This is a genomic window from Natronoarchaeum rubrum (assembly GCF_024494695.1).
In genome coordinates, this window is the sequence record NZ_JANHDP010000002.1 from 489,104 (window position 1) to 508,102 (window position 18,999).

20 protein-coding genes and 1 tRNA gene are annotated in these 18,999 nt (G+C 67.0%); 14 read left to right on the forward strand and 7 right to left on the reverse strand.

Going from position 1 to position 18,999, the window contains the following annotated elements; genetic code table 11:
- The first annotated feature begins 279 nt into the window (after window positions 1–279).
- From NO931_RS06555 to NO931_RS06575, 5 genes are all read left to right on the forward strand, one after another.
- Complete coding sequence (locus NO931_RS06555; RefSeq protein ID WP_256391835.1) at window positions 280–1,119, forward strand: formate/nitrite transporter family protein; 840 nt, start codon at window positions 280–282, stop codon at window positions 1,117–1,119.
- A gap of 79 nt (window positions 1,120–1,198) precedes the next feature.
- Window positions 1,199–1,543 carry a ferredoxin gene (locus tag NO931_RS06560; RefSeq protein ID WP_256391836.1) on the forward strand — a complete coding sequence of 115 codons (345 nt, stop codon included), beginning with the start codon at window positions 1,199–1,201 and terminating at the stop codon, window positions 1,541–1,543.
- 40 nt (window positions 1,544–1,583) lie between these two features.
- Window positions 1,584–1,668, forward strand: a tRNA-Leu gene (locus tag NO931_RS06565).
- A gap of 262 nt (window positions 1,669–1,930) precedes the next feature.
- Window positions 1,931–2,584, forward strand: a complete 654-nt coding sequence (locus tag NO931_RS06570; RefSeq protein ID WP_256391837.1) for a helix-turn-helix domain-containing protein — start codon at window positions 1,931–1,933, stop codon at window positions 2,582–2,584.
- A 55-nt stretch (window positions 2,585–2,639) separates the two neighbouring features.
- Window positions 2,640–2,930 (forward strand): DUF8002 family protein, encoded by a 291-nt coding sequence (locus tag NO931_RS06575; RefSeq protein WP_256391838.1) that lies wholly within the window; start codon window positions 2,640–2,642, stop codon window positions 2,928–2,930.
- 8 nt (window positions 2,931–2,938) lie between these two features.
- Here NO931_RS06575 and NO931_RS06580 read toward each other — a convergent pair whose 3' ends face one another.
- Complete coding sequence (locus NO931_RS06580) at window positions 2,939–3,649, reverse strand: phosphoribosyltransferase family protein (protein ID WP_256391839.1); 711 nt, start codon at window positions 3,647–3,649, stop codon at window positions 2,939–2,941.
- Window positions 3,650–3,843: 194 nt separating this feature from the next.
- On the opposite strand from NO931_RS06580, the gene NO931_RS06585 reads away from it, so the two are divergent.
- Window positions 3,844–4,380: a YqaA family protein gene (locus tag NO931_RS06585; RefSeq protein ID WP_375142043.1), complete on the forward strand. Its 537-nt coding sequence runs from the start codon at window positions 3,844–3,846 to the stop codon at window positions 4,378–4,380.
- 126 nt (window positions 4,381–4,506) lie between these two features.
- Here NO931_RS06585 and thrS read toward each other — a convergent pair whose 3' ends face one another.
- The 3 genes from thrS to pyrE all read right to left on the reverse strand — a co-directional run bounded on the left by thrS (window position 4,507) and on the right by pyrE (window position 9,520).
- Window positions 4,507–6,456 carry a threonine--tRNA ligase gene (thrS, locus tag NO931_RS06590; protein WP_256391840.1) on the reverse strand — a complete coding sequence of 650 codons (1,950 nt, stop codon included), beginning with the start codon at window positions 6,454–6,456 and terminating at the stop codon, window positions 4,507–4,509.
- A 145-nt stretch (window positions 6,457–6,601) separates the two neighbouring features.
- Window positions 6,602–8,758, reverse strand: a complete 2,157-nt coding sequence (locus tag NO931_RS06595; protein ID WP_256391841.1) for a nuclease-related domain-containing DEAD/DEAH box helicase — start codon at window positions 8,756–8,758, stop codon at window positions 6,602–6,604.
- A 237-nt stretch (window positions 8,759–8,995) separates the two neighbouring features.
- Window positions 8,996–9,520 carry an orotate phosphoribosyltransferase gene (gene pyrE, locus NO931_RS06600; RefSeq protein WP_256391842.1) on the reverse strand — a complete coding sequence of 175 codons (525 nt, stop codon included), beginning with the start codon at window positions 9,518–9,520 and terminating at the stop codon, window positions 8,996–8,998.
- A gap of 683 nt (window positions 9,521–10,203) precedes the next feature.
- Between pyrE and NO931_RS06605 the strand changes: the two genes are divergently transcribed.
- The 4 genes from NO931_RS06605 to NO931_RS06620 all read left to right on the forward strand — a co-directional run bounded on the left by NO931_RS06605 (window position 10,204) and on the right by NO931_RS06620 (window position 12,040).
- Window positions 10,204–10,650 (forward strand): DUF5810 domain-containing protein, encoded by a 447-nt coding sequence (locus tag NO931_RS06605; RefSeq protein ID WP_256391843.1) that lies wholly within the window; start codon window positions 10,204–10,206, stop codon window positions 10,648–10,650.
- Between the two features lie 25 nt (window positions 10,651–10,675).
- Window positions 10,676–11,092 carry a DUF5809 family protein gene (locus NO931_RS06610; RefSeq protein ID WP_256391844.1) on the forward strand — a complete coding sequence of 139 codons (417 nt, stop codon included), beginning with the start codon at window positions 10,676–10,678 and terminating at the stop codon, window positions 11,090–11,092.
- A 28-nt stretch (window positions 11,093–11,120) separates the two neighbouring features.
- Window positions 11,121–11,399, forward strand: a complete 279-nt coding sequence (locus NO931_RS06615; RefSeq protein WP_256391845.1) for a WNWW family protein — start codon at window positions 11,121–11,123, stop codon at window positions 11,397–11,399.
- Window positions 11,400–11,473: 74 nt separating this feature from the next.
- Window positions 11,474–12,040 carry an NUDIX hydrolase gene (locus tag NO931_RS06620; protein ID WP_256391846.1) on the forward strand — a complete coding sequence of 189 codons (567 nt, stop codon included), beginning with the start codon at window positions 11,474–11,476 and terminating at the stop codon, window positions 12,038–12,040.
- A gap of 18 nt (window positions 12,041–12,058) precedes the next feature.
- Here NO931_RS06620 and NO931_RS06625 read toward each other — a convergent pair whose 3' ends face one another.
- Window positions 12,059–12,208 carry a hypothetical protein gene (locus NO931_RS06625; protein WP_256391847.1) on the reverse strand — a complete coding sequence of 50 codons (150 nt, stop codon included), beginning with the start codon at window positions 12,206–12,208 and terminating at the stop codon, window positions 12,059–12,061.
- Window positions 12,209–12,261: 53 nt separating this feature from the next.
- Complete coding sequence (locus tag NO931_RS06630; protein WP_256391848.1) at window positions 12,262–14,313, reverse strand: DEAD/DEAH box helicase; 2,052 nt, start codon at window positions 14,311–14,313, stop codon at window positions 12,262–12,264.
- A 296-nt stretch (window positions 14,314–14,609) separates the two neighbouring features.
- Here NO931_RS06630 and NO931_RS06635 point away from each other — a divergent pair, with 296 nt between their 5' ends.
- The 4 genes from NO931_RS06635 to NO931_RS06650 all read left to right on the forward strand — a co-directional run bounded on the left by NO931_RS06635 (window position 14,610) and on the right by NO931_RS06650 (window position 18,392).
- The gene (locus tag NO931_RS06635; protein ID WP_256391849.1) at window positions 14,610–14,831 is read left to right on the forward strand and encodes a DUF4391 domain-containing protein; all 222 of its coding nucleotides are present in this window, start codon (window positions 14,610–14,612) and stop codon (window positions 14,829–14,831) included.
- A gap of 89 nt (window positions 14,832–14,920) precedes the next feature.
- Window positions 14,921–16,411 (forward strand): MATE family efflux transporter, encoded by a 1,491-nt coding sequence (locus NO931_RS06640; protein WP_256391850.1) that lies wholly within the window; start codon window positions 14,921–14,923, stop codon window positions 16,409–16,411.
- 83 nt (window positions 16,412–16,494) lie between these two features.
- Window positions 16,495–17,028 carry a GNAT family N-acetyltransferase gene (locus tag NO931_RS06645; protein ID WP_256391851.1) on the forward strand — a complete coding sequence of 178 codons (534 nt, stop codon included), beginning with the start codon at window positions 16,495–16,497 and terminating at the stop codon, window positions 17,026–17,028.
- An 86-nt stretch (window positions 17,029–17,114) separates the two neighbouring features.
- Window positions 17,115–18,392 carry an MFS transporter gene (locus NO931_RS06650; protein WP_256391852.1) on the forward strand — a complete coding sequence of 426 codons (1,278 nt, stop codon included), beginning with the start codon at window positions 17,115–17,117 and terminating at the stop codon, window positions 18,390–18,392.
- A 38-nt stretch (window positions 18,393–18,430) separates the two neighbouring features.
- Here the strand turns inward: NO931_RS06650 and NO931_RS06655 are convergent, their stop codons facing one another.
- Window positions 18,431–18,832: a hypothetical protein gene (locus NO931_RS06655; protein WP_256391853.1), complete on the reverse strand. Its 402-nt coding sequence runs from the start codon at window positions 18,830–18,832 to the stop codon at window positions 18,431–18,433.
- Between the last annotated feature and the right edge of the window lie 167 nt (window positions 18,833–18,999).

The following is an 18,999-nucleotide window of genomic DNA, read 5'->3' on the forward strand; positions in this document are numbered from 1 at the left end:
TGGGCTTGTACTGTATGAATTCGGCCGTTTCGGATTCCCAGATCGATAGACATAAGTTCGGGAAGGTTGGCCATTCATTCGAGAAGCCAGACGAGATATGAACATGGAGTCATCAAAATCAGAAAAAAGGTCTGATGTGGTCAGCGTGAGTTCGAAGAGCAGTATTTGTTCAATCACTCGCCGGTCGGCAGCCGCAGTCGGTGAACGATCCTCCGCCGACGCCCCTGCGAACTGGACGATGCGTCATCGTTCGGCCACCGCGGCGGGAGGTGCCTGAGGATGTACGAGGATTCCCTCACGGACATCAGCGACGCCGCGGCCGCGCAGGTCGAACTCGTCAAAAAGAGCCTCCCGGCGTATCTGGTCCACTCCGGTATGGCCGGCGTGTACATCGCCTTCGCGGTCGTGATGACGTTCATCTTCGGTCAGTCGCTGTACCAGACGGTGTTCGAGCCGGTACGGGGCATCGTGATGGCCGCGGTGTTCGGCATCGCGCTGTCGCTGGTCATCGTCGCCGGCTCGGAGCTGTTTACGGGCAACGCGATGATCATGTCCGTCGGCGCGCTGACCGACCGGACGACGTGGAGCGACCTCGGGACGGTCTGGAGCATCTCCTGGGTCGGCAATCTCATGGGATCGTTCCTCATCGTCGGGCTGGCGTACCTCGCGGGCGTGTTCCCCGACGGAGCGCTGCTCGCGTCGGTCGGCAGCTACAAGATGAACGCCCCGGCGATCGAGCTGTTCACCCGCGCGATCCTCTGTAACTGGCTGGTCGTGCTCGCGGTGTGGAGCAACTTCCAGCTCGAAAACCCGGTCGCCAAGCTCATCATGGTCTGGTGGTGCCTGCTGGCGTTCGTCGGTTCCGGGTTCGAGCACAGCGTCGCCAACATGAGCATCCTCGGGCTGGCGAACGTGATCGCCCCGGGCGCCGCCGGCGTCTCGTGGCAGGGGATGGCGTACAACCTCACTATCGTCACGGCCGGCAACATCGTCAGCGGCGTCGTCTGCATGGGCGCTGCCTACTACTACGTGACGTCGTCGTACGGCTACTCGTGGAACTGGGGCGTCGAGGACACGTCGACCCAGACCGGCAACGTGGTCGTCAGCGACGACGACTGATCGGACGCGACTGACCGAACGACCGATTTTTCGCGCGACTACCGAAACCTGAAAGGTCGAACGGTTCCAGATACGAACGATGAGCGATCTTGACGCCGAGATTCAGGAACCCAGCGACGTCGGGAGCGCCGACGCCCCGCCGGTCGAGGAGAAGCCCTACAAGATCATCTTCGAGGCGAACAAGTGCTTCGGCGCGGGCAAGTGCGCGGAGGTCTCGAAGAACTGGGAGATGGACCTCAAAAGCGAGATGGCAAAGCCCCGGTCGTACTACGTCGGCGAGGACGATCTCGATCACAACGTCCGCGCCGCGGAGGTCTGCCCCGCGAAGAAGGGCGACGGCTGCATCCACGTGATCGACCGCCGAACCGACGAGGAACTCGCTCCGAATCCCCACGGCGACGGCACGCTCTCGGTCGACTGGTAAGCGAAACCCACTTGCCACCGAGGCGGCAATCCGGACCTGCGCGAGGGTGGCTGAGCTAGGCCAAAGGCGGCGGACTTAAGATCCGCTCCCTTAGGGGTCCATGGGTTCGAATCCCATCCCTCGCACTTCTCTCGACGCGAACGGACGTGAGCGTCGTGTAAGTCTGACGTTGGGATTCGAAGTAGACCAGTCGCATGCCCGGGACGCGAACGCAGTGAGCGACCCGGAACGCCTGGACGTAGTTCGAATCCCATCCCTCGCATTTTCCAGCCCGGACACGAGCATCGCGAGCTTCGGCAACGGCCTCGACGAGCGCAGACGCCGATCGGTTCGCGGCTTCTCGGCTTCGGGACAACGCCTACGGGGCCGGAGCCACTGCCATTTGGCATGAGCGTCGTTGTCGAGTTCGGGCTCGATAGCGGCGAGTTCGAGCTCGGACGTATCCTCGAACTCACAGCCGGCGAGGAGCTACAGCTCGAAGCGGTCGTCCCGACCGGCGAGCGCGCGGTGCCGTCGTTCTGGACCGACGGCGTCGACGTCGAGGCCTTCGAGGGCCGCGTCCGCGACCACGAAGCCGTCGAGTCGTTGACCGCGGTCCAGACGGCCGGGGAGCGCTGTCTCTACGCTTTGGAGTGGAACCGGCGGTCCGACCCCGTGATCGCGGGAATCCGGTCGGAGGGCGGTCAGTTGCTCCAGGCGAGCGCCGAGGCTGACGGCTGGGAGTTCCAGATCCGGTTTCCCACCCGCGGCCCGCTGTCGGCGTACCAGTCCCGGCTCCGCGACGCGGGGATCGTACCGTCGATTCGTCGGGTGTACACCCCGAGCGATCTGGATGGGGCGGGAGGGTACGGACTGACTGACAGCCAGCGCGAGGCGCTGACGCTCGCCGTCGCGCGGGGATACTACGACGTCCCACGGAGCTGTTCGACGGCCGCGCTGGGGGAAGCGCTGGGCGTCTCCGATCAGGCTATCACCGAGCGGCTGCGCCGGGGCACTGACGCGCTGGTGTCGGCCACACTGCTGCCCGACGCCGAAGACTGATCGCTGCGTCGGCAGATGAGTTAGTATATGTGTCGGGCCCGATCAAATGGGCGGTATGGCCCAGCAGGACGCGGTTTCGACCGGTGGTGATGCCGACGAGCAGCGCTCGTCGAACCCCTCCTCGGCATCGTCTCGCGAAGACGCCGACGAGGCGGGCGACGGCGCTGCGGCCGCCGAGCATCCGCCGACGGTCGAGCTGTCGCTGTACGAACTGGACGTGTCGGTCAGGGGCGCGGAGTCGGACTCGCTCGACGACGTCGAGGCGTCCGCGGAGAACCTGATGGATTACCTCGTCGAGCAACACCACCGGCTGGAAGACGGTCCCGAGGATCACCAGGTCATTTAGGCGCCGCTCTAGAACTCCAGCAGCGCGCCGACCGGCGCGTCCGTGCGCTCCTCGGCGCGTTCGACGCCGTCCGTCCCGACGGCGATCAGCGTGAACACGCCGCCGACCGACGCGTCGGCTCGATCGGCGATGTCCAGAAGCAACTCCTGGGTCTCGCCCGAGCGGATCAGGTCGTCGACGACCAGCACCGTCTCGCCGGAATCGATCGACGACGCCGGCAGGTAGTAGGTGAGTTCGATCCCCGACTGCAGGCGCTGGCGCGACTCGATGAACTCCTCGACGGCGGTCTCCTTGGACTGCTTGGCGTAGGCACAGCGCACCCCGTAGTAGCTGGCCATCGCCGCGGCGAGCGTGATGCCGTCGGTCGCCGCCGTCAGGACGACGTCCGGACGGTCGAACTCGAACGCCTCGGCCGCGATCGGCGCGACCAGATCGAGAAACGCCTGGTCGAACACGGCGCCGGAGTTGTCGACGTAGCCTTCCTCGTCGGTGGTGACGCGCCGCTCGAGTTCGTCCGCCAGCGCCTCGCGGCCGACGCCCGAGACGACCTCGCGAGCGCGCTCGTCGCTGGGAAGCACGTGGCCGTTGACGTATCGGTTGAGATCGCCCGCCGGCAGACCGGTCAGCTCCGCAAGCTCGTCGTACGTACGGGTCTCCTTGAGCATCCTGAGCACGGAGACGGCCCGCAACTGGAGGGCAGCTTTCTCTGCGCGGTTCATACGAATACGCACGATTCCACAACTATGGTGGTTTCGGTGCGAGTCCGGCGGTCTCCTGTGCAAGTCCGTGGCGCACTCTGATCGACCGATCGTGGTGAGCCGCCCGGCGCCCTCGACGAGAGTAAATACGAACTTTTACGAGCGCTCTGGACGGACACTCTCGCGTGCTCGCAGCGGCGCTTCAGGTCCCCGTGGTGCTCGCCGAAGTGGTTTCGCTGTTCGCCGACGGCGCCGAGGCGGCGTTCGAAACCGCGACCGGCTGGCCCGGTATCGGCCTCATCTTTACGTACTCGTTTCTCATCGCGTTCGCGTTGCCCGGGCCCAGCGAAGTCGTGCTCGTGGCGCCGCTGGATCTCGGACTGCCCGGGTGGACGCATATGGCGCTCATCATGCTCGTCAGCGCGACCGGGAAGGCACTGGGAAGCGTCTTTGCCTTCCACATCGGTCAGGAGGCCAAAGAGGCTGGCCCGATCGTGCGCTGGCTCCGGCGATCACGGTTCGACGTCATCGAGTGGTCCGAAAACCGAACGGTCGAGATCGCGCGCAAGTACGGCTACGCCGGGATGGCGCTGGCGCTGTGCGTTCCGTTTTTCCCGGACACGATCTCGATCTACGCCTTCGCCATCCTCGAAGAAGACTACGGGAAGTTCGCCGCGGCGACGTTCGTCGGCAGCCTCGGCCGGCTGGTCGTGACGCTGGTGATCGGGGCCGCGGCGGTCACGCTGTTCTGACGCCATCGGTCGGTACGAGACGTCGTTCGGACGCCGACTTTCGGTCGTCGAAGACGGTGGTCGGCCAGCCTGTGCAAGCGAGAGTCGTCGACGACGTCCGCGAGGGCAGTCGCGGGACGCCGCCGCTCAGTCCTGCAGGAAGTCCGGCTCGGTCCGCTTTTCGTCGCGTTCGGCCTGCAGGTGATCGCGGAACGCGTCGATCTCGACGTCGTACTCCTGGTCCTCGAAGCGGTCCCGCACCGAGATGTTGCCGTCTTCCTCCTCGTCGTCGCCGACGACGATCATGTACGGCACCCGATCCTCGTGGGCCGCGCGGATCTTGCGCTCGATCGTCGAGTCTCGATCGTCGACCTCGACGCGGAATCCGTCGAACTCGTTTTTGACGCGGTGGGCGTAGCCGAGGTTGTCGTCGCTGATCGGCAGCACGCGGACCTGCTCGGGGGCGAGCCAGAGCGGGAAGTTGCCGGCGTAGTGCTCGATCAGCACCATGAAGAACCGCTCGTAGCTGCCGTACAGCGCGCGGTGGATCATCACCGGCTTGTGGGACTCGTTGTCCTCGCCGACGTAGCTCAGGTCGAAGCGCTCGGGCATGTTGAAGTCGAGCTGGACGGTGGGGCCGTCCCAGCGACGCCCGATGGCGTCCTCGAAGCCGAAGTCGATCTTCGGACCGTAGAACGCCCCGTCGCCCTCCTCGACCTCGTAGTCGAGGTTGCGGCGGTCGAGCACGTCTCGAAGCTGTGACTCGGCGCGCTCCCAGATCTCGTCGGAGCCGACGCTCTTCTCGGGCCGGGTCGCCAGCGCGACGTCGTAGTCCAGATCGAACGTCGAGAGCACCTCGTCGATCATGTCCATCGTCTGTTCGACCTCGCGCTCGATCTGGTCGGGACGGACGAACAGGTGGCCGTCGTCGATGGTAAAGGCCCAGACCCGCGAGAGCCCCGAGAGCTCGCCGCGCTGTTCCTTGCGGTAGACCTTCCCGTTCTCGGCGTAGCGCATCGGTAGGTCGCGATACGACCAGGAGCTATCGTCGAAGATCGTCGCGTGGCCCGGGCAGTTCATCGGCTTGAGCCCGTACTCGTCGTCGTCGACGTCGAAGACGAACATGTCGTCCTGGTAGTTCTCGTAGTGGCCGCTCTCCTTCCAGAGATCGGTCTTGAACACGTGGGGCGTCTCGACGTACTCGTAGCCGGCGTCGAGGTTCAGCGACTCGACGAACGATTCGAGCTCGCGCAGGATGGTCTTGCCCGGCGGGTGATAGAGGGGCAGTCCGGGGCCGGTGACGTCCTGGATCGAGAACAGGTCCATCTCCGAGCCGATCTTGCGGTGGTCCCGACGCTCGGCCTCGCGGCGCCGCTCCTTGAACTGCTCCAGATCCTCCTCGGACTCGAAGGCGGTGCCGTAGATCCGGGTCTGCATCGGGTTCTCCTCGTCGCCGCGCCAGTACGCCGCCGCGATCTCCAGCAGGTCGACGGCGCCGATCTCGCCGGTCGAGTCGACGTGGGGCCCCTTACAGAGGTCCTCCCACTCGCCCTGACTGTAGAACGAGACCGTCTGGCCTTCCTCGGCGAGTTCCTCCAGGAGTTCGAGCTTGTAGGGCTGGCCCTGCAGGCGCTCGCGCGCTTCATCGATCGAGACCTGCTCGTACTCGACCTCGTAGTCGGACTCGATGATCTCCTCCATCTCCGCGAGGATCTCCTCCAGATCGTCCTCGTCGACGTCGAGGTCGTCGAAGTCGTAGTAAAAGCCGTCGTCGGTCGGCGGACCGATCGCTAGCTCGACGTCGTCGTAGAGCCGCTGGACGGCCTGGGCGAGGCAGTGCGAGGCGGTGTGTCGCAGCACGCGCACGTACTCGTCGCTGTCTTCCGTGACGAGTTCGATCTCGGCCCCGTCCTCGGTGACCGGAACCTCCTTGCCGACGAGTTCGCCGTCGATCCTGCCGCCGACGGTGTCCCGGCCGAGACCGGGCCCGATCTCGAAGGCGACGTCCTCGAGGGTCGCCCCGCGCGGGACTTCGAGCTCGGAGCCGTCCGGTAGCACTACCGCGATCTGGTCCTGTGAGTCTGCTTCCTGTGACATTGATAAACCTCCGGCTGGCCGGTGGGTGCCAGCGGGAAAACGGACAGATGTCTGGAGTGGCTATTGAGTGGGGGCGAGCCCCGCTGTAAAGCAGACACCTGCCATCGTAGTCGCCACTACCGCGGAGTCGAATAAAAGGGTTGTGTTACTCCGCCGGCGAGCCGAACTGGTCGATCGTCGTCGCGACGGTTTCGTCGGCGGCCAGTTCGTTCTCGATCTCCGTCGGATCCGGCGCGGGGAACGCGATCGTCGGGGTCTCGGCTCGGACGTTCCGGCGGATCTCCCGCAGCTCCTCGAACACGCCCGCGTCGTCCTCGACGCCCGTGACCGTACACCAGGCCCGGGTCCGCGTGAGCGCGACGAACGCCTCGTTTCGCGGGTGCACTCGGTTCGAATGCCAGTACGCGTCTTCGACGGACTGGACGCCGGCGACGTACACCATCGCCGCCTCGTTGCCTTTCGCACGGTTGATGCCCGAGATCGTTACCTCTCCGTCGCGGGCGAACACGCTCCTGTTGCCCTCCCAGGCGCGGTTTCCGTCGACACCGCGCTTCGACAGCGCATCTCGAAGCCGATCGCCCGTGTCGCGAACGTCGGGAACGTTGCCCAGCGGGACGACGAGGATCTGTTCGGGCGCGAGCCCGTGAAGTTCCACGTCGTCACGGATCGCGTCGGCGATGGCCGCGATTTCGGCGCCCGAACTCTCGAAGGACTCGACCGAGAGGAACGGTTTCGCGCCCGTTCGATCCCGGAGCGGGTGGGGCGAGTGTTCGGGCGGACGCCGTATTTCGACCGGCTCGCCGTACAGCCGGAAATCGCCGTCGACGACCTCGTAGCCGATATCCTCCCAGCCTTTCTGCGTCGTGATCGCCTGGACGGCGCCGCGGCGGCTCTTCAGCCCCATCCCGAAGACGTGCGCGGTCATCAGCACCTCCCGGGGCGTTCGGTAGGATCGGCGCATGATCTGACTTTTCTGGATGCCGCCCGCGTACGAGCCGCTGAGGTCCACTCGCGGCTCGTCGTCCTCGTCGACGCCGAACACGTTTCTGGGACTGGGTGCGGTAAGGCTCGTCAGGTTCTGTGCTTCGTCGTACGCCCAGACCAGCCGCTTGGGCGGTGCGAGCGCCTCGTAGCACATCTGGTAGAAGCTCGGCAGGAAATCCTGGGCTTCGTCGATCAGCACAGCGTCGTACTCCTCCTGGATGTCGCCGGACTCGACCAGTTCTGAACAGCAGGCTCCGAGCAGTTCGTCAGGCCCCATCTGGCCGAACTCGTCTTTCGCCGAGCCGACGTGTCGTGGCGTCCGTCCGGCGCTCTGGGCAACACGGTAGTACATCCCGTGTTCATTTTTGCCGCCCCAGCCGTGAAGCACGTCGAGCCGATCCCAGTCGGGTTCGTCGCCGCCGAAGTCCCGGTAGAACCGCTTCAGGTGGCTCCGGATCGTCTGGTAGAGGCTCCTGGTGTTGAATGTGACCGCAATTTTCCAGTCGGGGTGCTTGGCGTGCATCGCCGCGGCCTTACGGGCCAGCAGCGCCGTCTTGCCCGAACCGGCGATGCCGCGAATCTGCTGCGGGCCGTCGGGGATCTGAACGCTGATCTCCTCTTGCTTCTCGTCGAACTGCTTGAGTCCCGTCGCCACGCTCCGGTAGAGGTCGCCTTTCGTCTCCTCGTCGCCCGGTAGCCCCTCCCGGTCGCCGCTGATCGCTTGCCCGCCGCCTAGTACCGCCCGAGCATCGGCATACTGTTCGGTCGTCAGTCCGCGGCCGCCGGGCAACGATCCGAGCGCATCACGGAGCGCGCCGGGAGAGAGGTCGTCGGCCAGCAGGACGCGCGGGCTGGACGGCCCCTTGTGGAAGCCCCGCTCCTCCCACTCTGCTCGGGTAATGTTCGGGAGTGCGATCAGCGGCGTCAGCTCCAGTTCGCAGTTCCCACGCTCGTCGACCAGCGAGGGCTCGCGCATCATCGGCGATCGGATCCGAAACCCTTGATCCCGGGCCTGCGAGTACGGCGCCGTGGCGTCCTGCCGGAGTCCGGTCAGCTCCCAGCGCTGCCCCTCGATGCGCTCGATATTGTCGATCTGGAATCCTTTGCATTCGACGACGACGAGTCCGTGGTCGCGGTGGAGAAGCACGAAGTCTGCTTCCCGGTCGTGTTCGTCGTTCTGCGGGTCGACGATCGGGTAGCGGTAGTAGCAGACGCCGACGTCGTCGACGCCGAAACACCGCTTCAGACGCTCCCAGACGGTCCGCTCGGCGGCGGTGCCGGGGTTGCCGTCGTCGAACTCCGCCGCGATGAACTCCATGCCGTACCCGTGTAATCGGCTTTACAAAATTCTGCCGCTGTCGGCCGTCGATTCGACGGCAGGCCCCGCGGCTAGAACGGTACATCTCGGGTAGGGGTAGATGCGATGGGCAGGACTCGCACCTGCGTTACGGTCCTGGAGGGACCGTGTGTTCGCTGCTACACTACCATCGCGCAGATCGAGCTACGGCGACGTGGCGTGTAGTAATCCGGTCGCTACCGGGCAGGTATGCGGTATTTACTGCTCGTCCGCGAGTAGTTCCTCGGCCGTGACCAGCGACTCCAGCTCGACGTCGACCTCGGCGAGGTTCTCCTCGCCGCCCTCCTGGCGGTCGACGACGACCAGCGCCCGGTTGACCTCGGCGCCGGCCTCGCGCAGCGCCTCGACGGCGTCGACCGCGCTTTGCCCGGTGGTGGCGATGTCTTCGAGGACGACGACCTCCTCGCCCTCCGCCAGCTCGCCCTCGATCAGGTTCGCGGTGCCGTACTCCTTCTTTTGCTTGCGCGCGATGACGTACGGCAGCCCCGTCTCGACGCTCGTCACCGCGACCAGCGGGACCGCGCCGAGCGCGACGCCGGCGAGCTTGTCGTCGTCGAGGCGCTCGGCGAACGCCTCGGCGATCAGGCCGAGGCAGTGGGGGTCGGTCTCGAACAGGTACTTGTCGACGTAGTACTCGCTGGTGCCGCCGTGGGAGAGCTCGAACTCTCCGTACTGGACGGCGTCGGCGTCGCGCAAGGCGGTGATGAGCTCGTCGTTTGCCATGCGGAACTCTCGTCGGGGGTGGAGTATAAGCGACGTGGAACGGTGTCGAGGAGTCCGGAACGGCTTGGGTTCGTTCTCGGAAACTGCTGTTGTCGACACGGACGAGAATATCTCGAAAGCCTTCGGCCCGCTCCCAGTAACGGCTACTACGGCTATCGAGTACAACACCGCGAAAGCCCTCGGCCCGCTCGCCGGTTCTCACGCGGATATCCTCACTGCGTTCGGATAGGGCCACGTGAGAACTGGCCACCGGCCCTCGCCCTTTCATTCCACCGAGGACAGCGACCACGCGCAGCCCGGCCCTCCCCCGTTGGCGCGACACGAGGTCGCGCCCGGCCCTGCAGCTGCGGTGGCGCGCGCTGTCGCGCCCTCCGTGGCGCGACGACACTGTGCGAGGGATGAGCGAGCGATAGCGAGCGAATCGGCTGGGGAGGCCGAGGCTGCTGTTCGGGTGGAATGAAAGGGGCCGCCGCGCTCGATCCGTGAAGCGAAGTAAGGACCGTAGCCGAAGGCGAGGACCGCAGCGAGCTGCAACCGGTCGAGCGCTGCGGGGGCTTTCAGAGCGTTCACAGCCGTTACCGTCGTTCTAGAGAGCGCGGCGCGGGCGTCTGTCCAAGTCGACCCTGACTAGTTTCTCACGTCCAGTCTGAACCCTTTTCACGCCACACACCTATCCGCCGAGTATGGGATACGCGTGTCCGGTCTGCGAGGCGCCACAGGCCGACGGGGAGCACCTGGCGAACCACCTCGCCTTTACCGCGATGCTCGGCCGCGAAGACCACGAGGCGTGGCTCGACGAGCACGCGCCGGGGTGGGCGGAGTCCAACCCCGACGACCTCGCCGAGGTCGTCGTCGACTCGGTCCCCGAGACCGAGTTCCCGCAGATCTTCGACGACACGACGCACGACCACGACGGCACCGACCACGGCGCCCACGATCATCAGCACGGCGCCGCGCCCGAGGGGACGCCGTTCGAGCAGGAGCTCGCCCACCAGACTCGCGGCCCAGGCCGCGGTGATCTCAGCGCCCAGGCCCAAGACGTGATGGCCGAAGCCCGCGAGATGACCGAGCAGATGCTCGACGACGAAGACGCCGAGGCGGAAAGCGACGACGCGAACGGTAACGGGTAACTGTCCCGCGCCCGACCCTTCGAGCATGCACGCAGACGGATTTCTCGCGCCCGAGAACGCGGCCGCGGCCCGCGAGGCCTACGAGTCGGTCGGACCGGGCGCGCAGGTCGTCGTCAAGGAGGTCGCGAAGGCGATGGAACTCGACGCCGAGGAGTACGACGAGCGCGTCAACCCCGACGTGATCGAGACCGCCCGGGACGCCATGTTCGCCTCGCTACTGGAGGTCCGGGTCGGCACGAGCGAGGAGTTCCAGCAGTGGGCCGAGCGCTACGACGGCGAGGTCGACGTGCTGGGCGCCGAGCACGTCGACAACGTCGCCTGGCACGCCGGCCCCGACGGCGAGGCCGTCGCGGCGACGTTTCAGGACGAGGAGACCGCCGCCGTCGGCACGCTACGCCGCCAGGCCTACGGCCGCATCTACAGGAAGCTACTCAGCGAGTGAGAGCCCCCGCTACCGTCCACGCACTCCGATGAGTCTCGATCCCGACCGACTCGACGACCGCCTCGCCGACGCCTTCGGCGGCACGCCCGAAGAACGACGCGTGGTCGCCAGACAGGCCCGCGATCTGGCCGACTCGGGCCGGTACGCCGAGACGGCGGACCACGAACTGACGGTCGAGATCGTCCTCGACAACCTCGCGGACGCGCCGGAGGGATCGCCGGCCGAGCGCTGGAACTGGTGGATGGGCGCGCTCGGGCTGGCGTTCGGCGGGTTCGACCGGTTCACCGTCCGCGAGCGCGAGGAGTAGGCGGCGTTCCGGGTACGCACCTCCCGGCGTCGAACCGACAGGTCCGAGGGCATCCCACCCGATCGTTCGAGTGAATGAGCGACAGCGATCAGGACGACCGACCGGGCGGCGCCGACGCGGAGTGGCCGATCGTCGAGTCCGCGACCGAGTACGAGACGGGCTGGTACGACGGCGGGTACGATCTCGTCGAGCAGCCCGACGGCAGCGAAAAGCGCTACTACTGGGCTGAACTCCCGCCGGCGGTCGTGATCGTCGCCTCGACCGGCGAGGACGTGATCTTCGTCGAGCAGTATCGTCCGACGATCCGCGAGACGCAACTCGAACTGCCCGCTGGCATCGTCGAGGACGGCGAGTCCTACACGACCGCCGGCGCGCGCGAACTCCGCGAGGAGACCGGCTTCGACCCGTCCGGCGTCTCCCTGCTCCAGCAGTACAAGGTCGCGACCGGCGTCCTGCGCCACGATCGGGGCATCGTGTTCGCGGAGGGGCTGGAGCCGGTCGAGCAGACCCTCGACGACAACGAGTTTCTCGAAGTGCGGTCCGTTCCGGTCGAGGACGCCCTGGCGGTCGCTCGGGAGAACCCGACGAACGACGCGACGCTGAACGGCATCCTGCTGGCGAAAGAAGACGGGCTGCTGTAGCGGCGCGGCGTCGATCGGCTATCGGTGGCGGAAGAACGGCGCGGCGTCCGGACGCCGCTCCTCGTCTTCGGAATCCTCGTCGTCCGACGCCGTTTCGTCGCTCCGTCGCCGGTTGTCGACGAACGTACCCAGAAGCGCCAGTTTTTGCGTTTCCTCGTCCCATGCCATGTGGGAACGTACGGCCGCATCGAACGTAACCAGCGGGGGCGCGACGCCGCGACTTAGAACTCGTCCTGCAGTTCGATGTCGGCCACGATCTCGTAGGGGTGCTTGTCCTTCCGGATGCCGTCGAGCATCGTGAACGCGTCGCCGGGCGAGAGGAAGTGCGAGGTGACGGTTCGACCCAGATCCGTCGGCTCGAAGCCGTCGATGAACTCGTACTGCAGGAGTTTGCCGAGCGCGTGCTTGGTCGGCACGTCGCCGAGCATCCGGTCGTTGAGCCGCTTGGCGCCCTTGCCGGCGACCGTGACGTTCGCGAGCGTCTCCTCGACGGCGGCGCGCTCGTCGTACACCGTCCGGACGTCCTCCATCTCGCCTTTCAGGAGTTTGAACGCCACCTCGTCCTCGGACATCTCCATGCTGGAGTGATACGACGTGTCAGGCTCGACGAGTACGTACACCGTCCCCTTGTCGTGGTAGTCGGGACGCCCCGCCCGCCCGAGCATCTGGTGGAACTCCTGGACGGAGAGCCACTCGATCCCCATCGCGAGCGTGTCGAAGATCACCTGCGAGGCCGGGAAGTCGACGCCGGCCGCCAGCGCCGCCGTGGTGACGACGGCCCCCAGATCCTGGTTGCCGAACTTGCGCTCGACGGCCTTGCGCTGGCCGTAGTCCAGCCCGGCGTGGTACGCCGCGGACTCGTACTCTAACTTGCGGCTGATCTCGTGGCAGCGTCGCCGCGAGTTGGTGAAGATGATCGTCTGGCCGCGGTACCCTTTCGAGGACTCGCTGTCGAACTCCCGTCGGACCAGCTTGTTCTCCAGGCGGGTTTTCTCCTGCTGGTCGGCGAACGTGACGTGGCGCTCGATCGGGATCGGCCGCTCCTCGAACTCGACGAGATTCGCGCGCAGCCCCTCGGCGAGCTCGCGGGGGTTGCCCACGGTCGCCGAGAGATAGATGTACTGCGCTCCCGAGTAGTCCCGACGTTCCTGCTCGCGCTGCTCGCAGTAGTGCTTGAGCCGCGAGATCAGCCCGTCGAGGCGGTGGCCCCGCTCCTCCTCCTTGAGCGTGTGGACCTCGTCGATGACGACGGTGCCGATGTCGCCCAGGTCTCGCCCGGTCCGCAGCGCGTGGTCGATCCCCTCGTAGGTGCCGACGATCACGTCGGCGTTCGGGTCGAACCGCTCGCCGTTGTCCTTGACGCGGCTCGCGCCGACCCGGATCGACACGTCGACCATGTCGCCGTACTCCTCTTCGAAGTCCTCGTGCTTCTGGTTGGCCAGCGCCACGAGGGGCACCAGGAATAGCATCGTCCCCTTCCCGTTGAGCACGCGGTCGATCCCGGTCATCTCGCCGACGAGCGTCTTGCCGGTCGCCGTCGCGCTCACGACGAGCTGGTCCTCGCCCTCCAGCAACCCGTTCTCGACCGCGAGGCTCTGGACGGGAAGGAGGGTATCGAACCGGCTTTCGAGCATGTTCTGGATGCCGGGGTGGAGGTCGAGCGAGTCGGTCGGCACGGGGTCGACCTCGTCGGTCGTCGCGCTGATCGTGTCGAACTTCGTGAGATCGGGGTCGAGCTCGCCTTTCAGGAGGTTCGTGATGCGCTCTAGGTCCTGAACCTCCAGCAGGAGCTCCTCGAGGCGGTTCTGTGCGGCGCTGGTCAGCCCGCCCTGGTAGGAGAGTTCGCGCTCCAGTTCCTGTTTCGCGCAGTCGGGACAGACGTGCTCGTCGTCCTTCTTGATTGCCGTCTCGCTCGTCAGCGGGGAGTACCGGCCCGCCGACGCGCAGATCCGGCAGGTCCGGACGACCTTCGCCGACAGCTGGTAGCCGTCGAGCGCCTCGCGAAGCCGGTCGCGGTGCTCCGGGGCGGTCTGCTCGGAGATGCGGATCCGGTCGGCCATCCGCGCGATGTCGACGAACTCGTCGGGGTTGCGCGGCTCCTCGCTGGAGCCGTCCTTGATGCGGAATCGGCCGGGCCGGGGGCCCGCCGACGTCTCCTTGAGGTCGAGCCGCGCGCGGAACAGCCGCTGGTCGTCGCGCCGAACGACGACGTAGTAGTCCCCCTGGGACTCGTGGAGGAACAGCGTGTCGACCTGCTGTACCTGCCGTGACACGGACGCGTGTACTCGGGGGAGCTATTTGAGCCGTTCGGAACCCGTGGAGCGCGAGCGCCCCCGTGAGAGCCGGTACCGCACCGAATTCGACGGCTCGCGCCGCCGCAGTCCGGCGAGTAAGGCGCCCTTACTGCGCGGTCGGTGCCGCAGCGGCGTCGCGGCGTCGACCCGCGCGCTCGGGGTGCCAATAACCCGATCTGTCGACGCCCCGTCCTGCGTTTTCTCGGGCACGTTCGACGCCGACGCCGAGCGGCTAGTTCATCTTGTCGGGGCGCGTAGCCGATCCCGTGAGTTCGATGAAACCGATACAACCGCCGGCTCCGGCGGAAGACGACGAGCAGCTCCGCGCCGCTCTGGCCCGGATCGACCAGCTGGAGCGCCGCATCGCCAAGCTCGAACGGCGGGTCGCGGCGACCAGCCCGCCCGGCTGGGAGTGTTCCGTCTGTCGGCGCGGCTGGGTCACGGCCCGTGGCGACGTCCTGACGTGCAACCGCTGCTCGTACCGCCGATCGCTGTAGTCCTCCGACCACCTCGACGGCCAGCAACCGGCAACCGCACCGCCGAGAGCCGGGCTTAAGCGCCGGGCGCCCGTCCCAACGACCGACTCGTGGTAGAGACCGATCGCAAACGTGTCGACGTGACGACGGGGCCGATCGCGCCCAAGCTCGGCCGACTCGCGTGGCCGCTGGTGCTGGGGAACCTGCTCCAGACCGTCTACAACGTGGCGGACATGTTCTGGGTCGGGCGCGTCAGCTCCGAGGCCGTCGCCGCGGTGTCGCTGATGTTCCCGCTGTCGTGGATGTTCGTCTCGACGGCGATGGGGATCACCGCCTCGACGATCGCGCTGGTCTCCCAGCACGTCGGCGCCGGCGACGACCGGCAGGCCGACCGGGTCGTCGCCCAGACGATCCTGCTGACGCTCGCCGTCTCTGCTGTGCTCGCCGCGGTCGGCTTCGCGGCCCGCCGGGAGCTGCTGTGGCTGATCGGCGCGCGCGGACAGGTGTTCGTCGAGGCGCTGGCGTACATCGAGGTGATCTTTCTCGCGCTGCCGTTCACGTTCCTCTTTTTCGCGTTTCGCGCGTCGCTGCAGGGCGCCGGCGACACCAAGACCGCGATGTGGCTCGTCCTGCTGTCGGCGGGCCTGAACGTCGTGATCGATCCGTTCTTCGTGCTCGGCTGGGGGCCGTTCCCCGCGTGGGGGACCTTCGGCGCCGCCGTCGCGACGTTCATCTCGCGCGGCGCGGCGACCGCGGCGGGCATCTACGTCCTGCTGCGCGGCGGCTTCGGCGTCCAGTTGCGACTTGACGACCTAGAGCCCGATCTCGCGATCCTCCGAAAGCTCGTCGACATCGGCTACCCCGCGACGCTGGATGGCTGGGCGCGCAGCTTCGCGGCGGTCGTGATGGCCGGGTTCGTCGCGCGCTTCGGCGCCACGCCGACCGCGGCCTACGGCGTCGGCATCCGGCTGATGTCGATCACCTGGAGCGTCGCGGGTGCGGTCGGGCAGGCCACCGCGACCGGCGTCGGTCAGAACCTCGGTGCCGGGACGCCCGACCGCGCCGCCAGAGTCACCTGGATCGCCACCGCGGCGACGATGGCGCTGCTCGCGGCCGTCGCCGCGGTCGTCTTTGCGTTCCCCGCCCAGGCGATGCGGATCTTCATCGACGATCCCGCGGTCGTCGCCGAGGGCGTGGTGTTCCTCCGGGTAATCGCGCCGTTCTGGGCCTTCTTCGGCGGCGTGATGGTGATACAGGGCGGCTTCCGCGGCGCGGGCGACACCAAGGTCGCGATGGCGCTATCGATCCTCTCGCGGTGGGTGTTCCGGGTGCCCGTCGCGATCGCGCTGGCCTTCGCCTGGACGCTGACGATCCCCGGCATCGGCGTCACCCTGAGCGGCTTCGGCGTCGGCGTCGAGGGGATCTGGTGGGCGTTCTCGACCGGTGCGTTCCTGTCGTTCCTCGTCGCAGTGGCGTGGTTCCGGCTCGGAAACTGGCAGGAGGGCGTCATCGACGAGGGAGAGGAGCCCGGCGCCGGAGAGGGGCCGGCCCCGATGGCGGGCGGTGAGACCGAGGGCGACGCCGAGTTCGTCGACGACTGAGCCGCGGCGTCGAGACGCCGAACGTCAGGACGAATCGGAGTCCGGTCGAGAACCTTTTCGGGGACGCACGTTCCAGCGAAATCATGGTCAGGCGATACGAGCACCCGGACGATTTCGACGCCCTGTGGGACCTCAAGCGTGCCTTCGAGCTCGAACTCGGCGCGAGCACGGGCGGCGACGACAAGGAAGCCGCGTACGAGGCGAAACTCGACGACGATTACCGGGAACGCTACCGCGAGTGGGTCGCCGACTGCGTCGAGAAAGGCGAGGGCTGCATCCACGTCGCCGAGGCCGACGCCGAAGAGCAGGCTGCATCGCACGCCGAGGCGCAGGCAGCCCCGACCGACGCCCTCGCAGGCTACGCCTTCGTCCTCCCCGACGACCTCTCGATGATCTGGGACGCCGCGGTGCTCAACGAGATATACGTCCGCGAACCGCTCCGCGGTACCGGTGTTGCGGACGACCTGCTCGACGCCGCCGTCGAGACGGCCGAGCGCCAGAATCTCCCGCTCGACCGGCTGGTGTTAGACGTCGATCCGAGCAACGAGCGAGCGCAGGCCTTCTATCGTCGCCACGGCTTCGAACCGTGGGGCGAGATGGTCGCGCGATCGCTGTAAGGCGCCGAGGTTTTGTTCTCCAAGCCGATCCTCCCAGTCGAGTTTCCTTTCGAAACCGATTTGTCGACACTCCGGCACTCTCCGGCGTGAACGACGACAGGTCGCAGTTCTACGCGCTCTACCTCGTGCGGTTCGCGGAAGGCTTCGGCTTCATCGCGCTGATCACGCTGCTGCCGTACTACATCAACGAGCTCGACCCCTCCGCGACGTCGATCTTCGGCGTCACCGTCGGCGCGGGGTTCGTGATCGGGATGTACACTACGGGCTTCACGCTTGCCCAGACCATCGCCGTGATCCCGCTGTCGTGGGCCGGTGATCGGTTCGACAAGCGGAGCGTCCTGCTCGCGCTGCTGGGCGTCGGCGCAGTCGCGTACGCGCTGTTTCCGCAGGTCGACTCCAGTCTCTCCTTCATCCTGCTGCGCGGGCTCCAGGGCGTCGCGGTCACCGGCGTCAGCCTGATGTCGCTGTCGCTGGTCGGGCAGCTCGCCGACCACGGGACGCGCGCGAACTACATCGGGAAAGCCAACGCCGCGAGCTTCGCCGCCTCGATCGTCGGCAGCCTCAGCGCCGGCGCGATCTACGAGGCGCTGGGCTTCGGGCCGATCTTCGCGGCCGTCGTCGCGCTGACGACGCTGGCGTGGCTGGTCGCGCTCCGCTATCTCCCGCGGGACGAGACGCGCGTTTCGGGCTTTCCGTTCTCCGATCTCGCCCTGAATCGCCGGATTCTCACGATCACGAGCTTCCGGTTCCAGTACGCCTTCGCGGTGACGCTCGTCCGGACGTGGGTGCCGATCTACGCCGGCGTCGCCGCGGCGTCGGGCGGGCTGGCCTACGGCGCGCTCGCGGTGAGCCTGACCGTCGTCGCCGAGAAGTTCACCAATATGTGCTGCCAGCCGTTCACCGGCCGCCTGTCGGACGCGTACGGTCGGGCGCCGTTCGTCTTCGCGGGCGGCGGCGCCTACGGCGTCGTCGCGCTCGCGATCCCGTTCTCGCCGGCGATCGGGTCCGCGCTCGGGCTGCCGAACGCTCTGCCCGTGTTGGGGCCGCTCACGCCCGCCTTCCTCCCGCTGGTGGCGCTCTCGGGACTGCTCGGCGTCGCGGACAGCTTCCGCGAGCCGGCGAGCATGGCGCTCTTTGCCGACGCCGGCACCGAAGACGGCGGCGTGGCGTCGAGCTTCGGCATCCGCGAACTCGTCTGGCGGCCGGGCAGCGTCGCGGCGCCGCTGCTGGGCGGCTGGCTGATGACCGAGGTGAGCATGGCATCGGTGTTCTACGTCGGCGGCGCGTTCGCGATCACCGGCGTCGGCGCGTTTCTGGCGATCCTGCTCCGGCTCCACGGACGGCGAGCGCTCGCGGAGTGGTGATCTGCGTCGCGAAAAGCGGGTCCGCTCCGAAGCCGCGCTCAGTCGTCGGCGGGCAGGAACCCGTCGTGGGACTGCGGGTCGACGACGAACTGCTGGAGACGGTCGTCGCCGCTGCGAAGGTTGTCTGCCCACCGCCGGACGTCGGCCGCGAACAGCCGGGGTCCGCGGAGGAGGTCCGACTGCTCCGTGCCGCCGGCCAGCGGCGAGCCGGGCGAGCGCAGCGCGGCGATCATCGACCACATCGTGCAGGTCGCCGCGGCGCCGAGCGCCGAGAACGTCATCCCGAGCGTCATGAACGTCATCGAGTAGACGCCGCCGACGATCATTGAGGGGAGGCTCGTCGCCATGGGGACCTGCGCGCTGGCGTCCCGGATCGTCGGCGCGAGGAACAGCACCGACAGCGAACTTCCGGCCATGAAGACGAAGTCCTGCCACATCATTGTCGAATCACTCCCGTTCCGAACTGGTGTCGCTCGTTCATACTCCCCTATAGTAGCGATAGCCGGAAGTTTCGAGCGGCTATTCGGTTAGGGGGTGTCGCCGGGAGCGGGGCTATAGGAATTCATATGCGAGAGCGAGACAGACTGGCACACCGGCAGACGGCGTC